This window comes from Gluconobacter sp. R75690, assembly GCF_015244525.1.
GTDB classification, from domain to species: Bacteria; Pseudomonadota; Alphaproteobacteria; order Acetobacterales; family Acetobacteraceae; genus Gluconobacter; species Gluconobacter potus.
The window spans coordinates 252581-272546 of sequence record NZ_JABCQB010000004.1; the positions used below are offsets into that span (position 1 = coordinate 252581).

The following is a 19966-nucleotide window of genomic DNA, read 5'->3' on the forward strand; positions in this document are numbered from 1 at the left end:
CATTGCAAGAGGGCCAGAGGATGTTCCTGAGAGAAAGATTCTCTGGGAAGGGTTTTTTCGCCGTTTCTGATTGACTGGAAGCCTTCGTATCTGTATCGACCGCGGCTGTTCCGTGTTCCAATTCTTATTGGGCGACATGGAGCCAACGACAAAAAGCGACTGGGTCGCGCCAGATCGGGTCAACCCGGCAGAAGCGGCCACGAGATCGGAACAGAGAGAGTTTCCAGAATGTACGCAGTCATCCGCACCGGCGGTAAGCAGTATCGCGTTGCTCCCGAGAGCATCCTCAAGGTCGAGAAGCTCGAAGCTGAAGCCGGCAGCACCATCACCTTCACCGACGTCCTGATGGTTGGCGGCGAAGGCACCCTGACCGTTGGCGCACCGCTGGTCGCTGGCGCAACCGTGACGGCAACCGTGGTTGCTCAGGATCGTCTGCCAAAGGTGATCATCTTCAAGAAGCGTCGCCGTCAGAACAGCCGCCGCAAGAACGGCCACCGCCAGCCGGTGACCGTCCTGCGCATCAACGCGATCAACGCGGCCTGATTGGCCCGACACTTTAGGTAAGGACAAACAGCCATGGCACAAAAAAAGGCAGGCGGCTCAAGCCGTAACGGACGCGACAGTGCAGGTCGTCGTCTGGGTGTGAAGAAGTTTGGCGGCGAAAGCGTCATCGCAGGCAACATCATCGTCCGCCAGCGCGGCACGAAGATGAAGGCTGGCGCCAATGTCGGTATCGGCCGCGACCACACGCTGTTCGCTCTCGTGGACGGTCATGTGAAGTTCCAGCGCCGCGCAGAAGGCCGTGTCCACGTTTCCGTGGCACTGCCGGAAGCTGCTGAATAAGCAGCCCGCGTTTTCCAGCGCGAGCGGAAGGGGCCGGTCCTGTTCGGGACCGGCCTTTTTGCGTATAAAGCGCCCCTCACCTTTTCTTGCGGACAATACGATGAAGTTTCTCGACCAGGCCAAGATCTATGTACGTTCCGGTGACGGTGGGGACGGCGTGATCGCATTCCGGCGCGAGAAATACATCGAGTTCGGTGGACCGGACGGCGGTGATGGCGGCCGTGGTGGCGATATCATTTTCCGCGCGGTTCCCGGCCTGAACACGCTGATCGATTTCCGCTACACGCAGCATTTCAAGGCCCGCAAGGGCGGCAATGGCGCAGGCTCCAACCGCACAGGTGCGGCTGCGGCCAATGTCACCATCAATGTGCCGGTCGGCACGCAGATCTTTGATGAGGACCGCGAGACCCTGCTGGCCGATCTGGATGCCGAGGGCAAGGAAGTCCTGCTGTGCCGCGGCGGCGATGGCGGCCTTGGCAATACCCATTTCAAAAGCAGCACCAACCGTGCGCCACGCCGGGCCGACAAGGGCTGGCCGGGCGAAGAGCGCTGGGTGTGGCTGCGTCTGAAGCTGATCGCCGATATCGGCCTCGTGGGTCTGCCCAATGCAGGCAAGTCCACCCTCCTCTCCGTCGCCTCCCGGGCCCGCCCCAAGATTGCCGATTATCCGTTCACGACCCTGCATCCGCAGCTCGGCGTGGTGCGGCTGAACAATACGGAAGAGTTCGTAATCGCCGATATTCCCGGCCTGATCGAAGGAGCCAGCGAAGGCGCCGGGCTTGGGGACCGCTTCCTCGGGCATGTGGAGCGCTGCGCGACACTGCTGCATCTGATCGACGGCACGGAAAGCCAGATCGTCAAGCACTGGCGCCTGATCCGCAAGGAGCTTGAGGCCTATGATCCCGAGCTTGCGGCCAAGCCGGAAATCATCGTTCTGAACAAGTGCGATTCCCTCACCCCCACCCAGCGTTCCGCCAAGAAACGGGCTCTGGCAAAGGCTTCTGGCGCGGAAGTGATGATGCTGTCCGGCGCGACGCAGGAAGGCCTGCCCGAACTGCTCCGGCTGCTTCAGGATCGCGTGACCGCTGCCAAAAGGGACCGTCAGGGATGACCGCTCCGGCTTCTGCTCCTCGTCTGGCGCAGGCCCGCCGGATCGTCATCAAGATCGGAAGTGCGCTTCTGGTCGACTCCGCGAATGCAAGCCTTCGTCTTGAATGGCTGCAGAGCGTCTGTGCGGATATTGCCGACCTGCGTTCCCGGGGCGCGGAAGTCATCGTCGTGTCCTCGGGCGCGATTTCCCTGGCGCGGCATCGTCTCGGCCTGACATCCCGCCGTCTGCGGCTGGACGAAAAGCAGGCCATGGCCAGTGTCGGCCAGATCGGACTGGCGCAAGGCTGGAGCGCGGCCCTCGCCGGCCATGATCTGGTCGCGGCCCAGCTTCTTCTGACCCCGGACGATACGGAAAACCGTGAGCGCCACCTCAACGCGCGCGCAACGCTTCAGACCCTGCTCGATCTGGGCTGCGTTCCCGTCATCAACGAAAACGATGCCATCGCGACCGGCGAGATCCGCTTCGGCGACAATGACCGCCTGGGCGCGCGTGTGGCCCAGATGACCGGGGCCGACTGTCTGGTGCTGCTGTCCGACATCGACGGGCTTTATACAGCGGACCCGCGACAGGATCCGTCCGCACGGCATATTCCCGTTGTCGAACAGATGACGGACGAGATCATGGCGATGGGGGGCGAGCCGCCGCCGGGTTATTCGTCTGGCGGAATGCGCACGAAGCTCCTCGCGGCCCGGATTGCGACGCGCGCGGGTGCGAACATGGTGATCGCAGCCGGACAGGAGCATCATCCGCTCCGCAGGCTTCAGAACGGGGGCCTGTGCACCTGGTTCATGGCGCAAACGGATGCCGGATCAGCCCGCAAGCGCTGGATCGGCGGGAGCCTTCAGCCCAAGGGCACACTTACGATCGATGCCGGCGCCCGTCGTGCTCTTGAAGAAGGCGCATCCCTCCTGCCCGCGGGCGTGACCAGCCTTGAGGGCAGTTTTGGGCGCGGCGATCTCGTACTCATCCGTGATGCTGACGGAAGCATTATCGGGCGCGGTCTGATCGCTTATGATTCCGAAGAGAGCCAGAAGCTGATCGGCCATCGCTCCGGCGAGATGGAACAGCTTCTGGGATATCGCGGACGTGATGCCCTGATCCATCGGGATGATCTGGCGCTCGATCTTCCCTGACGGGTCGTCCCTGCGCGCCGCTGGCTAGTCTCTGGGCGGCCAGCGGAGCTTGGGCTCCGAGCGGGGCCGGTAGGCGTCTTCTTCGACGACCGGTCTGTTACCCTGTCTCCGCTCCATGCTGCGGCCAAGAGGCTGGCGCCCCGTTGCCGCAGCGTCCTTTTCCCATGGAGCCCGGGTCCAGGCGCGTTCGGAGGCGTCGGACATCTCCTCCCGCAGGGCGGATTGGGAGGACTGACCGCGACGCGGCAGGGTTTCAGGATCTCCCACTTCCGGACTATCTTCATAGGATGGCAGATCGGAACGCAGACTTCGCACCGGCATGAGATAATCCTCATCCGGCAGGGTTGGGCCTGAAGGAACCGCACGTGTTTCGGAAGCCGTCATAGTCTGCCTGTCCAGAGCGGCAGACAGATTGTCAGGCCGCGCCGAAACGGCCAGCCGCATGTTGAGCGCCCGCAGTTCCGCCCGCAGTTCCGCGATCTGGAACTCCAGTTCCTGCAACCGCGGCTTGGTACCGAAGACGGCGAAGGGCATGCAGAGCAGCGCCAGCGCAAACAGGGCGGCCACCACGGCCAGGCACCCGAAGGCCCAGCCCGGCAGCCATGAAAAATCAGACATCATGAGGAGGCCTGGTCCAGTCTGAAGGTGGCGCGTTCGGGTATCCGGAGAACGGAATTACATACCCCGCAATTACATACCAAGGGCACGGCGATAGATATCGAGCAGCGTCTCCTGCTCTTCGATCTCGGCCGGCTCCTGCTTGCGCAGACGGATGATCTGCTTGATGACTTTTACGTCAAATCCGGCGGACTTGGCTTCGGAAAAAATATCCTTGATGTCCCCGGCCAGAGCCTTGCGCTCCTCTTCCAGACGCTCGACGCGCTCAATGATGGAGCGCAGACGGTCCGCAGCGATCCCGCCCGTGGCAGCGCCTTCGCTTTTGCTTTCTGCATCCATGTCCGGTTTCCTTCCTGAGGCGTAAGTCTTGGCTGTATTTTCCGGCGCTGCACGAACACAGCACCCGCCGCGCGGCTTATCGTGATGAGGGCCGGACGGTCAACGGAATTATGTGCACGTTTCATGAACGCGTGAAGATGACGAAGATTTTCTCCCGAGGTCGTGCAGAGCCTGTCCCTTGACAGGAAGGCCCGTGACAGGGAACTAGACGGTGCCTGAAAAGGCCTGAACCCTAACCCTTTTTTCCCGGTCTGCGGGTTCGAGAGGTCAGAGAGTCTTCCATGGAACATTTCCAGCAGGTCGAGCCTTTCGACTATGTCATCTTCGGCGCCACTGGCGATCTCACGATGCGCAAGCTGCTGCCCGCGCTCTACAACCGTCTCCGGATGGGTCAGATTCCAGATGATGCGTGCATCATCGGAGCCGCCCGTACGGAGCTGGACCGGGAGGCCTATGTCGCGCGGGCCCGAGATGCCCTTGAGCGTTTCCTTCCTTCAGACATCCTGAGCCCGGGACTGGTCGAGCGTTTCCTCGCCCGTCTCGATTACGTGACGCTGGACAGCAGTCGCGAGGGCCCTCAGTGGGACGCCCTGAAGTCCCTGCTGGCCAAGGCGCAGCCTGACCGGGTGCGGGTCTATTATTTCGCAACCGCACCGCAGCTTTACGGCAGCATCTGCGAGAACCTGAACCGCTACGGGCTGATCACCCCCACGTCGCGGGTCGTTCTCGAAAAGCCGATCGGCACGAACATGGCCACCGCCACCGCCATCAATGACGGGGTCGGCCAGTATTTTCCGGAAAAGCAGATCTACCGGATCGATCATTATCTCGGGAAAGAGACGGTCCAGAACGTCCTCGCCCTGCGATTTGCAAACCCGCTCATGAACGCCGCCTGGTCCGGCGAGCATATCGAGAGCGTGCAGATCACGGCGGTCGAGACTGTGGGCGTCGAAGGCCGCGCGGCCTATTACGACACGTCCGGCGCGCTTCGCGATATGATCCAGAACCACCTGCTTCAGGTACTGTGTCTGGTCGCGATGGAAGCTCCCGATTCCCTTGAGGCCGATGCCGTCCGCAACGCCAAGCTGGCCGTCCTGAACGCCCTGCGCCCCATCACGGATGCCACAGCCGCCACCGAGACGGTGCGTGCGCAGTACACGGCAGGCGTGGTCGATGGCGAGAATGTTCCGGGCTATCTTGAAGAGCTCGGCAAGCCCAGCGCGACGGAAACCTATGCCGCAATCCGCGCCTGGGTTGACACGCCGCGCTGGAAGAACGTGCCGTTCTACATCCGCACGGCCAAGCGTTCCGGCAAGAAGGTCAGCGAGATCGTCGTGACGTTCCGCCCGGCCGCGACCACCATGTTCGGCGCCCCCCCCGCCAGCAACAGGCTGGTCCTGCGCATCCAGCCCAACGAAGGCGTGGACCTGCGCCTGAACGTCAAGAACCCCGCGCTGGATGTCTTCAACCTGCGGACGGCGGATCTTGATACCTCCATCCGCATGGAAGGCGGCCTGCCCTTCCCGGATTCCTATGAGCGACTTCTTCTGGATGCCGTGCGGGGTGATCCGGTGCTGTTCATCCGCCGTGACGAGGTCGAGGCCGCATGGCGCTGGGCCGAGCCCATCCTCGACGCCTGGAAGCATGACAAGGCGCCCATGCAGACCTACAGTGCGGGTTCCTATGGGCCGGAACAGGCGACACAACTGCTCGCCAGCCATGGCGACACCTGGCATGAAGCCTCGGAGTAACCGCATTTGAGCGATGATAAAAGCGCAACGCCCCGCCTGGGTCGCACTCCGGGCCGGGGCACGCGCCGGCAGCCCCGCAGCTTCAAACAGCTTCTGCTGCGGCGGCTTCTGGTCGTCATCCCGGCCTTTCTGCTGATGTTCATCGCGGTCCGGACCGGCCTGCTGGACATGTCCTACGACAAGATCACGTTCAGTAAGCTGAGCTGGTTCGACAACACAGCCCTGGTGGAGCATCTCCGTCTGGCAGTCGTGAAAGACAACCTGACGGACCTGCCGCGCAACTGCCTCGTTTTCGTGGTCAATGGCAACGCGGCAGACAATACGCCGACGATGGATGTCCTGGGGCGGCACGGCAATGGCTGCCCCGGCACGACACCTTCGGCGGACAAGCTGTTCAGCCTGAAGATCAACCGCTCGGAGCGAACAGTACAGACAGATGCGGGAACGCCCGGCGCGTTCCACGACCTGCCTCTTTAAGACACTTCAAGAAGGCGGAGGCTGTCAGCAGGCTCCGCCGTTTTTCTGTGCAAAGACTTCGCGCAGGAACAATCCCCCTTCCCGCAACGCCTGACGCCCGTCCCGGAACAGCGCATAGCCGTTCAGGAAACCATGAATCATGCGCGGAAAGTTCTTCAGTCGAACCGGCGCGCCTGCCTCATCGAGACATCGGGCGTAGAGCTCGCCCTCTCCCCTGAGCGGATCAAAACCCGCGGTCACGATCATGGCCGGCGGAAGGTCCTGGAAGTCATCCGCCAGAAGGGGCGAAAATGCCGGATCGAAAAGCTGCTCGGGGCTGCGCAGCGTCTGGCCGCAATACCAGTACAGAAGCTCCGCGCTCAGCATGTAGCCCTCGGCATAGGCCTGACGTGAAGGCGGAACGAACGGGCCGCTCAGAGCAGGGTAATAAAGAAGCTGCGCGCTCAGCGGACGCAGTCCCTCCTCCCGCACCCATTGCGTGAGCGCTGCGGACATGTTGCCCCCTGCACTGTCTCCCACAACCGCGACTGGCACATCCTCGCCAACGGTCCGGAAAATCCAGTCCAGCGCCGCCTTGGCATCTTCAAGCCCTGCCGGAAAGCGGTGCTCGGGCGCGAGACGGTAATCCAGCGAAACCACCATCGCGCCGGACGCGGCCGCAAGGCGGCAGCAGATCCCGTGATGGGACACCAGATCGCAATGAACGAATCCGCCCCCGTGCAAAAAGAGAACGACCCCCCGGACCTTTCCGCGCGGCCGATACAGGCGGGCGGTGCGGAAGCCATCGGCTCCGGGCACACGGATCTCACGCCATCGGCGGATCCGCAGTGAGGACAGGGCCACAGGAAAACTCGGGCGCCCCGTGACACGCCGGATCTGCTTCAGGATCGGCGCGGGAGGCGGCGCAGCGGGAATGGGCGGTATTTCGTCCAGGGCGATCATACGCGGCGTAACGCCACGTCTGCGGCTCTGCCAGGCCAGCCAGGACAGGAAGATCCGTAATGTCAGGGTCGGGCGCATTTCACCATTATGCCGGGATCATGCCCAAAAGTCTGCCCTTGACCCCGCAGGCGTCCCGGAGCAGTGTCTGCGCCGCCAGACGGCTGGACGATCGCTGTGTGTGCGATGAGGATCGCATACAGGGAGGAAAGTCCGGGCTCCATGGGAAGACGGTACCGGTTAATTGCCGGCGGGGGCGACCCCAGGGACAGTGCCACAGAAAACAGACCGCCCGCCGGACTGTGCCTCATGCGTTCATTCGCGGGGGAACATGTTGCGGGTAAGGGCGAAACGGTGTGGCAAGAGCGCACCGCATCTCCGGCAACGGCGATGGTCATGGTAAACCCTACCGGGAGCAAGACCGAATAGGAACGGCAGGTTTCCGCAAGGAGACCGGGGGTTTCTCGCCCCGTCGTTCGGGTTGGTTGCGTGAGGCCTGCAGCAATGCAGGTCCCAGAGGAATGATCGTCCCGCTTTCGGGCGGACAGAACCCGGCTTACAGGCCGTCTGGCCCCTCTGAAAAAATCCGTTCTTCCAGTAATTGTTCCCCTTTCCGGATAAGAACAAAAAAAGAACAAATAACGGCAGGTATAGATCCGCCTTCGCGATTATCCCTGATAATCCCTAACAAAAAGCAAAAAAATTCCGTCACATTTCAGATTTTGAAAATGTCGCAGTTTTCTGCGGTTTTCGGACGATATCTGTTTGACGTCCCATGAAATCCCATGATATCCCAGTCAAGACCAAGCCAAATAACCAGCAACCGCATGACCGGTTCTGACGCAGGAAGGAGGCACATCATCCATGAGCATGTTCCTCGGCACGCATCAGAACCGTTTCGATGCCAAGGGACGTGTCTCCATTCCCGCATCTTTCCGCGCCGCCCTGAAATCACAGGCTCAGCCGGGAGATCCACTGGTCATTCTGCGTCCGTCCCATCTCCATCCCTGCATCGAAGGCTGGACGGTCGGCGCTTTCGCGTCGCTTGCGACACCGCTCGACGAATACGATCCCTTTTCGGAAGATCATGAAGATCTGGCCGCCAGCCTCTATGCGGATGCCTATCCGCTGGACAGCGACAAGGAAGGCCGCATCATTCTTCCCGAAAACCTGCGCACCCACGCAGCCCTGACCGACGAAGTTTCCTTCATGGGGCTTGGCCGCACATTCCAGATCTGGAACCCCGAAGCTGCGGCAGAACGGCGTCAGGCCGCCCGCAGCCGTGCCAGAACCCTCGCAACCAGCCGCCGCCCCGCCAGCGCGCCTGCCGCCGGCAATACAGCGGGAGCAGCGGAATGAACGCGATTACCCTGGTCCATTCCGGCCATGTTCCGGTCATGCTGCACGAGGTTCTCGAAGCGCTCTCCCCGCGTGCTGGCGGACGCTATCTGGACGGCACGTTCGGTGGTGGCGGCTATGCCCGCGCCATCCTGAATGCGGCTGACTGCACGCTCGATGCCATCGACCGCGACCCTGCTGCCATCGAGCGCGGAAACGCCATGGCTGTTCAGGCCAACGGGCGGTTGCGGATGCATCAGGGCACGTTTGGCGACATGGAAGCCCTGGTCGGAGCGGAAGGTCCGTTTGACGGCATCGTGCTGGATCTGGGCGTCTCCTCCTTCCAGATCGATCAGGCCGAGCGTGGTTTCTCGTTCCGCAATGACGGCCCGCTGGACATGCGGATGGGCTCGGAGGGCCCCTCGGCGGCTGATCTGGTCAATACATGCAAGGAAGCCGAGCTCGCGGACATCCTGTACCGCTATGGTGAGGAAAAGCTCTCCCGTCGCATCGCGCGCGCCATCGTGGCTGCCCGCGCCGAGGCCCCGATCACGACAACCGGCCAGCTCGCGCATATCATCCGCTGCTGCGTCCCCCGCGACCGCGCCAATATCGATCCGGCCACCCGCAGCTTCCAGGGTCTGCGGATTGCCGTGAACGACGAACTTGGCGAACTGGAGCGGGCGCTGGAAGCCGCGCCGCGCCTTCTGGCTCCCGGCGGCATTTTCGTGGTCGTAACATTCCATTCCCTGGAAGATCGCCTGGCGAAACGTGCCATGGCCGTCCTTGCAGGCAGGACGGGAAATCCTTCCCGTTACGAACCGGCGCCGCTTCGTCAGGAAGCACCGGCTTTTTCCCTTCTTTATTCCCGTCCCCTCTCCGCCACGGATGAGGAATCCCGGGAAAACCCCCGCGCCCGCAGCGCCCGTCTACGTGCACTGGTTCGCAACCCCGCCCCCAAGATGCCCGTCTCAGGAATGCCCTCATGATCCGGCCCTTCACCGTCGCCTGCGCTGTCCTCGCCGCAGGATCTGGTCTGTTTCTCTATACCAAGAAGCATGAGACCACGGTTCTGGACCAGAAGATCACGAAGATCGTGCAGGAGACGCAGCGCGTGCGTGGCCAGACCGCCATGCTCCGTACGGAATGGGCCCTGCTGAACCAGCCTGACCGCCTGAAAACCCTGGCGGCCCGCTTTGTTCCCGCCCTGCATCCGATGGAACCGGACCAGTTCATCCGTATGGCCTCGCTCGAAGCGCGCCTTCCCGCTCCGGGTTCGAAAGCGCAGCCGGCCGATCCGCGCGAGGAACTGCATGAGGTCGTGAACCGTGCGGCCGAAGCCGCTCATCTGCCCCTGCCCGCTCCGCAGACTGTCGTACATGCTCCTGCCCCCTCCCAGCCGATCCCGGCTCCGCGCCCAGTGGCTGTAGCCATGGCATCGCACCCCGCCGCAACACCGAAGCCGGCCACTATCCCGGCGCATGCCTCCCATGCCCGCAGCGCGGACACCCAGATCGCGTCCGCTGCACCGCGTACAGTTTCGACGCCGGTTCACGCCCATGCCGACAGCGCGCCCAGCGTCCGACTGGTCAACTATCGTGAGAGCCATCCTGCCCCGCTGATGGTTGCGGCCTGGCACCCCCAGACCGTACATGTCAGCCATAGCGCAGCCTCGACCCGTCTGGCCGAAGAGCCGCCCCGCACGCATCACACCCAGCTTTCCGCTCTGGGAAATGCGAATGACGCATTGCCCGCGCCGGTGCCGTTGGCTAACTGAAAGCCTTCTCATCGTTAACCGCTCGTTCAGCATTCTCGGATAGCTTAGGGCGAGCCCTTCAACAGGACGCACCCCCGCACGATGCCCCAGGACGTGCCACCTTCTTCCGGTTCGCAGCGCCCCGAGCGTCCGGATGTGCCGTCAGGGCGTTCCCGGAAGAGCGCGCCGCCGCGGGGGTTCCGCAGGCTGAATCTTGACCAGATGCACGGGCGACTGCTCGGCGTCGGGATGGGGTTTCTTGCGATTTATGGCGCCGTGGCGCTCAAGGCGACCGTCGCCACCGTCCTGATGCCGATGGAGCCGGAAAAGCGCCAGATCGCGCCGCAGGTTCCGGAAATCCCCAAGAGCGATCCGCGCGGGGAAATGTCGGGCGATTTCGTCCTGCCCACCGTCAAGCGCGCGACCATTACCGATCGCACGGGTCAGGCTCTGGCCCTCTCGCTACCTGTCGCGCAGGTCTATGCCAACCCGATGGAGCTGATCGACCCGGCGGATGCCGCCGACAAGCTCCGGAAAGTGTTGCCGCAGCTTGACCGCGACGAGACGATCCGGCGCCTGTCGCTAAAAAAACAGTTCGTTTATCTGGCGCGTGACATTTCGCCCGTCCAGGAAATTGCCATCAACAATCTGGGCATCCCGGGCATTTATTTCGAAGCCGGCGAACGCCGCCACTATCCGCTGGGCCGCACGGCCGCGCAGATTATGGGCAGCGTCGATATCGACGATCACGGCATTGCAGGTGTGGAGCGGTATTTCGACAAGCGCCTGAACTCCGACAAGTCGCCGCTGCGCCTGTCACTGGACGTGCGCGTGCAGACCGTGGCGCATGATGAGCTTCAGGCTGCAAAGGACGAGTTCTCGGCCATCGGAGCCAGCGCGATCGTCATGGATGTCCGCACGGGCGAGATCCTGGCCATGGTCAGCCTGCCCGATTACGATGCCAATGATTTCGGCCACGCGCCCAACGACGCCCGCTTCAACCGTGCCGTCACCGGCATGTACGAGCCGGGTTCGACCTTCAAGCTCCAGACTGCGGCGATGGGCCTGCAACTCGGAATCATCCACCCTTGGGACCGCTTCTCAACCATTCCGATCCGGGTCGGCCGCTTCACCATCCGCGACATGAAGACCGACCATTTCGCCCCATGGCTCTCCCTGCCCGGCGTTCTGGCCTATTCGTCCAACCCGGCGGCGGCGCATATCGCGCTTGATGTGGGTGCGACGCGTCAGCAGGACTGGCTGCGGAACATGGGCTTTTTCAACCGCGTTCCGGTCGAACTGCCTGAAGCCGGACGCCCGCTCGTTCCCGCCTCGCGCAACTGGGGCATTTCCACGGTCATGACGGTCGGGTTTGGTCACGGTGTTGCCGAACCGCCGCTGGCCATCGTGCGCGGCACGGCAGCGACGGTGAACGGCGGTATCCTGCTCAAGCCCACCCTCGTGGCACGCGATACCGAGGACGACAGCAAGCCTGCGCCCGACGCCGATGCGGCACAGGTCCGGCCCGTGGCCTATCGACCGGGTGCGGACAGTGACGAGATCGGAGCCGAAACGCCCGTGGGCACGCGCGTCCTGTCCGAGCAGACCTCAGCGCTTCTGCGTAAACTGCTGCGCCTCGACGTCACGATGGGCAGCGGCAAGTCCGCCGAAGTGCCGGGCTATTATGTCGGCGGCAAGACCGGCACGGCAGAAAAGATCGGCGCGCACGGTGGCTACCTGAAACACGTCAACGTCTCGGCCTTCACCAGCGTGTTCCCGATGAACAACCCGCATTACGCCGTCTATGTGATGCTCGACAGTCCGCAGGGCACGGCCGCGACGCATGGCTGGACGACAGCCGCCTGGAACGCTGCGCCGACCGTCAAGAAGATCATTTCGCGTGTCGGCCCGATCCTGAACCAGTTCCCGGATCTGGCAAACAAAGATGCGATCGACGCGTCTCTGGCCATTCCGATGAACCCGCCCGTTCCCGCAGGATACCGCGCCCTCGGTCCCGGCAACGATCCGGGCGATCCGCGTAATCAGGCCCGCTCTTCCAAGACCCAGCCCTCCAGAACACAGCACTGAACCGTTTGATGCGCCTCTCCCAGCTCTTCGCCCTTTGCGGCACGTCCCAGTCCCTGACAGACGATCCCGACATTCTGGCCGTGACCGCCGACAGCCGCCGGGCCGAGCCGGGGATGCTCTTCTTTGCCCTGCGCGGCGCGAAACAGGACGGAAGCGTCTTCATCCCGCAGGCCGTATCGCAAGGGGCCGCAGCCGTGATCGTGGATCAGGAAACTGCGGGCCCCGATAGCGCAGTTCCCGTGATCGTACGGCCCGATGCCAAGCATCTGCTCGCCTGTATGGCGTCCGCGCTTGCCGGTCCGCAGCCCTCCTGCATCGCGGCGATCACCGGCACGAACGGTAAAAGCAGCACGGCCGATTTCCTGCGCCAGCTCTGGATTCTTCAGGGAAACAGGGCGGCAAGCCTTGGAACGCTGGGCCTCATTTCCGATACGGATGTCCCGGCTCCACCAAGCCTGACCACACCGGACCCCGTATCGCTGTCCCAGACACTCGCCGCGCTGGCCCGCAACGACGTGGAGCATGTCGCCCTTGAAGCCTCGTCGCACGGACTGGAGCAGCACCGGCTGGACGGCGTCACACTGACGGCGGCCGGTTTCTCCAATCTGACGCGCGACCATCTGGATTATCATCTGACCCTGGAAGCCTATCGCGCCGCAAAACTGCGCCTGTTTGACGAGGTGCTTCCCACGGGGGGCATCGCGGCGGTCAATGCAGATATGGACGGCGAGACCTTCTCCGCCCTTCAGCACATTGCAGCCCGTCGAAGCCTCAAACTCCGCAACGTCGGGCGCAATGGCACCACGCTGCGACTGATCGAAGCCCGTCCCACGCCGTCAGGGCAGATCCTGCGTCTCGCCCTGCATGGCGAGGAACTGCCCGAAATCTCCCTTTCGCTGCCCGGGCGCTTTCAGGCTGACAACGTGATGCTGGCGGCTGCCATGTGCTGGAAAGATGACGCCGATGCCGGACAGGTTGTGGCCCTTCTGCCGCGCCTGACGGGTGTACACGGCCGGTGTGAGCGGGCCGTTGCGTTGCCCAATGGGGCCGCCGCCTATGTCGATTATGCCCACACCCCCGATGCGCTCGACTGCGTCCTGTCCAGCCTGCGCCCGCATACGGCAGGGCGTCTGGTCGTGGTCTTCGGCGCGGGCGGCGACCGTGACCGCGGCAAGCGCCCGCTCATGGGTGCAGTTGCCGCGCGAATGGCGGATCTGGCGATCGTGACGGACGACAATCCCCGCACGGAAGAGCCCGCTTCCATCCGCTCCGAAATCCTGGCGGCATGCCCGGACGCACTCGAAATCGCGGACCGTCGCAGCGCTATCGCAGCGGGACTTGAGGCCCTGAAGCCCGGCGATATCCTTGTCGTGGCCGGCAAGGGACATGAGCAGGGCCAGATCGTCGGCACGGACATCCTGCCCTTCGATGACCGTATCGTCACCCGTGAACTGGCAGGTGTGGCATGAACGTTCTGTGGAACAGTGCGGATCTTCGGGCCGCGACAGGCGGAACACTGAACGCGGACGTTCAGGTCACCGGCATCTCGATCGACACCCGAACGTTGGCCCCGGGCGACCTGTTCATCGCGCTGCGAGGCGAGACGAGCGACGGTCACGCCCATGTCCGGCAGGCTCTGGATAAAGGCGCAGCCTGCGCGCTTGTGCATGACACGGCTGATCTGGACGATCCGCGCCTTCTGATCGTCCCCGACACCATGACCGCCCTAGTAGATCTGGGTCGCTATGCGCGCGCGCGTTTTCGCAGAAAAGTCGTTGCCATCACGGGAAGTGTCGGCAAGACGACGACCAAAGACATGCTGAAAGTTGCGCTGTCCGCCATCGGCCCGACGCACGCCGCCGTCGCCTCCTACAACAATCACTGGGGCGTGCCCCTGACACTGGCACGCCTGCCGCAGGACGCCCGGTTCTGCATCAGCGAGATCGGCATGAACCATGTCGGGGAAATTGCCCCCCTCGCCGCTCAGGTCCGGCCCGATGTGGCCATCATCACCACGATCGGCACAGCGCATCTCGGCCATATGGGCAGCATCGAGGCGATTGCGCAGGAAAAATCCGACCTGTTCGGCGCGCTTGCGGACAAGGGGAGCGCCATCGTCCCCGACGACGCAGCCGGTCAGGAGCATTTCCAGACAGCCCTACCCGCAGGATGTACGCTGTGGCGTTCGGGCTTCTCCGAGACGGCACAGCTCCGGATCGAAAATCTGCACTGCTCGGCAGAAGGCAGCCATTTTACGCTGCATCTTCCATCTGGCGTTCAGAACGTGACGCTGACGGCGCCGGGAGAGCATCTGGCCCGCAACGCGGCCCTGGCTCTCGGCGCGGTTGCCGCATTGGGCGAAGACGTCGCCGTTGCCGCCCTCGCATTGCAGAACTTCGTGCCGGGTGCCGGACGGGGACAGATGCGCACGATCCTGAACGACGTGCGCCTTCTGGACGAAAGCTATAACGCGTCCACGCCCAGCGTCCGCGCGGCACTGGCGACCCTCGCACTGCTTCCGGCCCAGCGGCACATCGCGGCCCTCGGGGACATCCGCGAACTCGGCACCTTCGCCGATGCCGAACACCGTTCGCTGGCAGACGCCGTTCAGAACGCCAAAGCCATTACCTTCTGCTGCGGCCCCCACATGCGCGCGCTCTACGACGCGCTTCCGTCCGAGCTTCAGGGCGGATACGCCGCTGATGCCGCGTCTCTGGCCCCGCTGCTCCTCAAAGCCCTTCGCCCCGGTGATCTCCTGCTCGTGAAAGGCAGCTTCGGCAGCCGGATGCGTGACGTGATCTCAGTCCTCGACAACGCTTCCAGCCCGGTTTCTGCCTGATGCTTTTCAATCTCATCGCCGCCCATGACACGTCCCATGGCGGGTTCTTCAACCTGTTCCATTACCTGACGTTCCGTTCGGGCTGCGCCTGCCTGACGGCGCTGGTCATCTCGCTGGCACTGGGCAACCCCTTCATCGCGCAGCTCAAGCGCATCCAGCGCGAAGGCCAGCCAATTCGCACCGTTGGCCCCGAGCGGCACATTCTGGAAAAAGCTGGCACCCCCACGATGGGCGGCATGCTGATCCTGATTGCGCTGTTCTCAGCCACGCTGCTCTGGGCCGATCTGACGAACGGATTTGTCTGGGCGGTCATGCTGACGACGGCAGCCTTCGGGGCCGTCGGTTTTGCCGATGACTACCTGAAGCTCTCCAAACGCAACACGACCGGCGTGTCCAAGCGCACCCGGCTGGGCTGCGAGTTTCTGGCGTCGCTGATCGCAGGCATCTGGCTCCAGTCCCTGACCCCGCCTGAACTGCGCAACATGGTCGCCTTTCCGTTCGTCAAGGACGTGCTGCTTCCGCTGGGCTATGCCTTCCCGATCTTTGCGATGATCACCATCACCGGCTTCGGCAACGCCGTGAACTTCACGGATGGTCTGGATGGCCTCGCTATCGTCCCGGTCGTGATCGCCGCACTGGTCTTCGCGCTGATTTCCTATCTGGTCGGCAACCACGTCTTCGCCGATTACCTGCAGCTCCATCCAGTTCCCGGCACGGGCGAACTCGCGGTTTTCTGTGCGGCCCTGATTGGCGCGGGTCTCGGGTTCCTATGGTTCAACGCCCCGCCGGCCGCCGTCTTCATGGGTGATACCGGATCCCTGTCCCTCGGCGGCGCTCTCGGAGCCGTGGCCGTTGCCACCAAGCATGAACTCGTCCTGTGCATCGTGGGCGGCGTCTTCGTTGCCGAAACCCTGTCCGTCGTGATCCAGATCTTCTGGTTCAAGCGGACGGGCCGGCGCGTGTTCCTGATGGCACCGTTGCACCACCATTTCGAGAAAAAAGGATGGCAGGAGCCGAAGATCGTGATCCGGTTCTGGATCGTCTCCATCGTGCTGGGCCTGTGCGGTCTGGCGACGCTGAAACTGCGATGAGCGGCTTTCCGTCCAACCTCCTCGCAGGCGAGCGCTATGCCGTCTGCGGTCTGGGGCGCAATGGCACAGCCGTTGTGCAGGCGCTGCTCGGGATGGGTGCAGAGGTTCAGGCCTGGGATGACCGCAATGCCGATCTTCCGGCGCAATCGAACCTGACAGTCGCCCCCCTGACCGATCTGTCCAGCATGACGGCCCTCATCCTGTCCCCCGGCATTCCCCATCTGCTGCCCAAGGCTCATCCCGTCGCGGACCTTGCCCGGGCACAGGGAATCCAGATCCTGTCCGATGCCGAGATCCTGTACCGCGTCGTCCGAAAATCCGGCTCGAAAGCCGCCTTCGTTGCCGTCACGGGAACGAACGGGAAATCGACGACGACAGCGCTGATCGCCCATCTTTTTACAACGGCCGGGCGCCCTTGCGCGGCAGGTGGCAATCTCGGCACGGCATCGCTGGCATTGCCGCTCCTGCCCGATGACGGCGTCTACGTCATCGAAATGTCGTCCTACATGCTCGAACGGCTGGATCGCTTCCACGCGAACGCCGCCTGCCTGCTGAACCTGACCCCCGACCATCTGGACCGGCATGGCGACATGAAAGGCTACGCCGCCGCCAAGGCCCATGTCTTCGACAATATGGGCCCGGACGATCTGGCCGTGATCGGCATGGACGATGACTGGTGCCCCGCCATCGCCTCACAGGTCGCATCGCGCGGCGTACAGGTCGTTGAACTGGACGCAGACGCCCTGCCACCTTACGACGGCCCGGCCCTTCCCGGACGGCACAATGCCCAGAATGTCGGCGCGGCCCTGGCCATTGCACGCCATCTCGGCCTTGATGATGTGGCAATCCGGACCGGCCTAAAATCCTTTCCCGGTCTGGAACATCGCCTGCAGAAAGTCGCGGAATGCGATGGCGTCTCTTTCATCAACGACAGCAAGGCCACGAACGCCGAGGCCGTGTCCAAGGCGCTCGCCGCCTATGACAAAGTCATGTGGATTGCAGGCGGCGTTGCAAAAGCGGGTGGCATCGAAAGTCTCGCGCCCTTTTTCGGTCGCATCGCGCAGGCTTTCCTGATCGGACAGGACGCGGATATCCTGGCCGCGACGCTGGAAACGCATGGCGTACCCTTCCAGCAGTGCGGAACGCTGAAAAAGGCTGTTCCGGCCGCTTTTCAGGCCGCTCTCAACGAAAACATTCCCGTCGTCCTACTGTCACCGGCCTGTGCAAGTTTCGATCAATTTCGCAGTTTCGAGGATCGAGGTTCACACTTCCTTCAGATTTGCGATAATATCGTAAAATCAGGCCATTCGGGCACCAACCCCACGCAGAAACAGGAGGATTGACACCATGTCGGGACTGTCCCGTGTCGATACTTCTGCGGTAGCCCGCTGGTGGCGGAACCTGGACCGTGTGACGCTGGCATGCGTCGGTCTGCTGATCGGCCTGGGCTATGTGCTGATGCTGGCGGCCAGTCCTGCGGTCGCCTCGCGTATCGGCGCTTCGCGCAACATGTTCATTCTCAAGCAGGTGATCTTTCTGGCGCTGGCCGGAGCTATCGTGCTTGGGACATCCTATCTATCGCGGCAGGCCATCAAGAAACTCGCGATCATCGGCGGCATCATAGCGCTCGGCGCTACGGCCATGACGCTGGTGCACGGCATGGAGATCAAGGGCGCGCGCCGCTGGATTGCGCTGCCGATGATGTCGGTTCAGCCTTCCGAGTTCCTCAAGCCGTGCTTTGCGGTCGTAACCGGCTGGCTGCTTTCCGCACGGCGTTCCGTCGTGATGTGGGGCAATATCGCGTTCCCCGGTATGCTGGTTGCCTTCCTGTGCTTCGGGGTCATTCTGGTCCTGCTGAAATCCCAGCCCGACATCGGAATGCTGTCCGTCATCACGATGGTCTTCATGACCCAGCTTTTCGTGGATGGCCTCAAGCTCTACTGGGTCGGCCTGTGCGTGGCTGGCATGGCGGGAGCCTTTGCGGTCGCCTATATCGTCTTTCCGCACGTGCAGTCCCGCGTGCAGCGCTTCCTGCATCCCGATGTGGGTGACCACTACCAGATTGACACCGCATTGCGGGCGTTCGGAAATGGCGGCCTGCTCGGCCGGGGGCCCGGTGAAGGCCGCGTGAAGGATCTGCTGCCCGACGCCCATGCCGACTTCGTCTTTGCGGTCGCGGGTGAAGAATACGGCCTCATCCTGTGCATCGGCATCATCCTCCTGTTCGGGGTCATCGTCCTGCGCACCCTGCTCAAGCTGATGCATGAGGATGATCCGTTCGTCATCGTCTCCGCTGCGGGTCTAGTAACGGGGTTTGGTCTTCAGGCCTTCGTCAACATGGGTTCGACATTGCATCTGATCCCGACAAAGGGCATGACCCTGCCCTTCATTTCCTATGGCGGCAGTTCGGCAATGTCGGTGGCCCTGACCATGGGTATGGTTCTGGCCCTGACACGTCATCATGTCGGGCAGAGCCGGATTGGTCAGAGAACCTCTGCGCCTTACGGCCAGGGACCACTGTTTGAGAGGAACGCGCCGTGAGCCGCCCCATCGTTATCGCCGCCGGTGGCACGGGCGGACACTTCTTCCCGGCCGAAGCCGTGGCAACCGTGCTCGCGGAACGGGGTCACGACCTTGTCCTGATGACCGATGCCCGACATGGGCGCCGCGAAACCGGCCTGTTCAAAGACCGTCCGCAATATGTGCTGGACGGAGCTGGCGTGGCTGGCAAAGGCGTTGGCGGGAAAGTCCGTGGCATACTGGCCCTGCTGCGCGGCATGATGGACGCGCGCCGTATCCTCGCTTCGCTTGATGCCGCGGCGGTGGTGGGTTTCGGCGGCTATCCGTCCATCCCGCCTCTGACCGCGTCACGCCTTCTGCCTTCCGCAAAGCGCCCGCAGATGGTCATCCATGAAGGCAATGCCGTGCTCGGACAGGCCAATGCTTTCCTGTCCCGCTTTTCGCCGCTGATCGCAACATCTTACGCGAAGGTCGCCCGGCTTCCGAAGAATGCCCAAACGACACTGACCGGCATGCCCGTCCGTGCGGGCATCGAAGCGCTGTTTGGTCATGTCTATGCCCCGCCCGAAGACAGGATCAACCTTCTGGTCTGGGGGGGGTCTCTGGGCGCACGCGTGTTCTCCGACATCGTGCCCCAGGCGCTGGCCGCCCTTCCCGAAGACTTCCGCAAACGCCTGAAAGTCACGCAGCAGATCAAGGCCGATGATCTGGAGCGCGTCCGCGCCATTTACGAAAATGCGGGGATCGAAGTCGAGGCTGCCCCCTTCTTCACGGATGTTCCGGCCTGTCTGAAAAACGCCCATCTCGTGATCGGACGCGCAGGCGGTTCTTCGGTTGCGGAACTAGCCATGGCCGGTCTGCCGTCCATTCTGGTGCCGCTGCCCATCGCCGCGTCCGATGAACAGGGCGCGAATGGTCAGGCGCTCGTGGATGCCGGTGCGGCCTGGATGATCCGACAGCCCGATTTCACGCCCGCTGCCCTGACGGCTCTGCTGACAGACCTGTTTTCCCATCCAGAAAAGCTCGAAAACGCAGCAAAAGCCGCTCATCTGTGCGCGCGCCCTCATGCTGCCGCAAAAGTCGCTGATCTGATTGAATCCGCCCTGCGGTCCTGATCCCTGTT

General features: G+C 63.0%; 19 protein-coding genes and 1 other RNA gene. 17 read left to right on the forward strand and 3 right to left on the reverse strand.

Features of this window, described 5'->3' with window-relative positions; all coding sequences use genetic code 11:
- Positions 1-228: 228 nt before the first annotated feature.
- The 4 genes from rplU to proB all read left to right on the forward strand — a co-directional run bounded on the left by rplU (position 229) and on the right by proB (position 3087).
- Positions 229-543 carry a 50S ribosomal protein L21 gene (gene rplU, locus HKD27_RS06795; RefSeq protein ID WP_011251736.1) on the forward strand — a complete coding sequence of 105 codons (315 nt, stop codon included), beginning with the start codon at positions 229-231 and terminating at the stop codon, positions 541-543.
- 33 nt (positions 544-576) lie between these two features.
- Positions 577-843 carry a 50S ribosomal protein L27 gene (gene rpmA, locus HKD27_RS06800; protein WP_008851550.1) on the forward strand — a complete coding sequence of 89 codons (267 nt, stop codon included), beginning with the start codon at positions 577-579 and terminating at the stop codon, positions 841-843.
- 100 nt (positions 844-943) lie between these two features.
- On the forward strand, positions 944-1954 hold the full coding sequence (gene obgE / locus HKD27_RS06805; protein ID WP_011251737.1) for a GTPase ObgE: 1011 nt from the start codon (positions 944-946) through the stop codon (positions 1952-1954).
- Positions 1951-3087 (forward strand): glutamate 5-kinase, encoded by a 1137-nt coding sequence (gene proB / locus HKD27_RS06810; protein WP_194688978.1) that lies wholly within the window; start codon positions 1951-1953, stop codon positions 3085-3087. Before obgE ends, proB begins: the two co-directional genes overlap by 4 nt.
- 24 nt (positions 3088-3111) lie before the next feature.
- On the opposite strand, the gene HKD27_RS06815 is transcribed toward proB, so the two are convergent.
- Positions 3112-3708 (reverse strand): hypothetical protein, encoded by a 597-nt coding sequence (locus HKD27_RS06815; RefSeq protein WP_228518361.1) that lies wholly within the window; start codon positions 3706-3708, stop codon positions 3112-3114.
- A gap of 69 nt (positions 3709-3777) precedes the next feature.
- Positions 3778-4044, reverse strand: coding sequence for a DUF2312 domain-containing protein (locus tag HKD27_RS06820; RefSeq protein ID WP_011251740.1), 267 nt, complete (start codon positions 4042-4044; stop codon positions 3778-3780).
- Between the two features lie 281 nt (positions 4045-4325).
- Here HKD27_RS06820 and zwf point away from each other — a divergent pair, with 281 nt between their 5' ends.
- Positions 4326-5795 (forward strand): glucose-6-phosphate dehydrogenase, encoded by a 1470-nt coding sequence (gene zwf / locus HKD27_RS06825; protein WP_194688979.1) that lies wholly within the window; start codon positions 4326-4328, stop codon positions 5793-5795.
- A 6-nt stretch (positions 5796-5801) separates the two neighbouring features.
- The gene (locus tag HKD27_RS06830; RefSeq protein WP_194264538.1) at positions 5802-6272 is read left to right on the forward strand and encodes a hypothetical protein; all 471 of its coding nucleotides are present in this window, start codon (positions 5802-5804) and stop codon (positions 6270-6272) included.
- Positions 6273-6296: 24 nt separating this feature from the next.
- Here HKD27_RS06830 and HKD27_RS06835 read toward each other — a convergent pair whose 3' ends face one another.
- Positions 6297-7292, reverse strand: a complete 996-nt coding sequence (locus tag HKD27_RS06835; protein ID WP_194688980.1) for an alpha/beta hydrolase — start codon at positions 7290-7292, stop codon at positions 6297-6299.
- Positions 7293-7367: 75 nt separating this feature from the next.
- Between HKD27_RS06835 and rnpB the strand changes: the two genes are divergently transcribed.
- From rnpB to murG, 11 genes are all read left to right on the forward strand, one after another.
- An RNA gene (gene rnpB, locus HKD27_RS06840) (RNase P RNA component class A) lies at positions 7368-7786 on the forward strand.
- Between the two features lie 289 nt (positions 7787-8075).
- Positions 8076-8570 (forward strand): division/cell wall cluster transcriptional repressor MraZ, encoded by a 495-nt coding sequence (gene mraZ / locus HKD27_RS06845; RefSeq protein ID WP_011251745.1) that lies wholly within the window; start codon positions 8076-8078, stop codon positions 8568-8570.
- A complete protein-coding gene (gene rsmH / locus HKD27_RS06850; RefSeq protein ID WP_194688981.1) occupies positions 8567-9538 on the forward strand; it encodes a 16S rRNA (cytosine(1402)-N(4))-methyltransferase RsmH in 972 nt (323 codons plus the stop codon). The genes mraZ and rsmH overlap by 4 nt, the downstream gene beginning before the upstream one ends.
- Positions 9535-10326 (forward strand): hypothetical protein, encoded by a 792-nt coding sequence (locus HKD27_RS06855; protein ID WP_194688982.1) that lies wholly within the window; start codon positions 9535-9537, stop codon positions 10324-10326. The genes rsmH and HKD27_RS06855 overlap by 4 nt, the downstream gene beginning before the upstream one ends.
- A gap of 81 nt (positions 10327-10407) precedes the next feature.
- Positions 10408-12393 carry a penicillin-binding protein 2 gene (locus tag HKD27_RS06860; RefSeq protein ID WP_062494742.1) on the forward strand — a complete coding sequence of 662 codons (1986 nt, stop codon included), beginning with the start codon at positions 10408-10410 and terminating at the stop codon, positions 12391-12393.
- 8 nt (positions 12394-12401) lie between these two features.
- Positions 12402-13862: a UDP-N-acetylmuramoyl-L-alanyl-D-glutamate--2,6-diaminopimelate ligase gene (locus tag HKD27_RS06865; protein ID WP_194688983.1), complete on the forward strand. Its 1461-nt coding sequence runs from the start codon at positions 12402-12404 to the stop codon at positions 13860-13862.
- Positions 13859-15232 (forward strand): UDP-N-acetylmuramoyl-tripeptide--D-alanyl-D-alanine ligase, encoded by a 1374-nt coding sequence (gene murF, locus HKD27_RS06870; protein ID WP_194688984.1) that lies wholly within the window; start codon positions 13859-13861, stop codon positions 15230-15232. Before HKD27_RS06865 ends, murF begins: the two co-directional genes overlap by 4 nt.
- Entirely contained in the window at positions 15232-16323 is a 1092-nt protein-coding gene (mraY, locus tag HKD27_RS06875) for a phospho-N-acetylmuramoyl-pentapeptide-transferase (protein ID WP_011251751.1), read from the forward strand. Before murF ends, mraY begins: the two co-directional genes overlap by 1 nt.
- Positions 16320-17666, forward strand: coding sequence for a UDP-N-acetylmuramoyl-L-alanine--D-glutamate ligase (murD, locus tag HKD27_RS06880; RefSeq protein ID WP_194688985.1), 1347 nt, complete (start codon positions 16320-16322; stop codon positions 17664-17666). Before mraY ends, murD begins: the two co-directional genes overlap by 4 nt.
- 4 nt (positions 17667-17670) lie before the next feature.
- Complete coding sequence (locus tag HKD27_RS06885; protein ID WP_194688986.1) at positions 17671-18864, forward strand: FtsW/RodA/SpoVE family cell cycle protein; 1194 nt, start codon at positions 17671-17673, stop codon at positions 18862-18864.
- Positions 18861-19958 (forward strand): undecaprenyldiphospho-muramoylpentapeptide beta-N-acetylglucosaminyltransferase, encoded by a 1098-nt coding sequence (murG, locus tag HKD27_RS06890; protein WP_194688987.1) that lies wholly within the window; start codon positions 18861-18863, stop codon positions 19956-19958. The genes HKD27_RS06885 and murG overlap by 4 nt, the downstream gene beginning before the upstream one ends.
- Positions 19959-19966 lie beyond the last annotated feature (8 nt).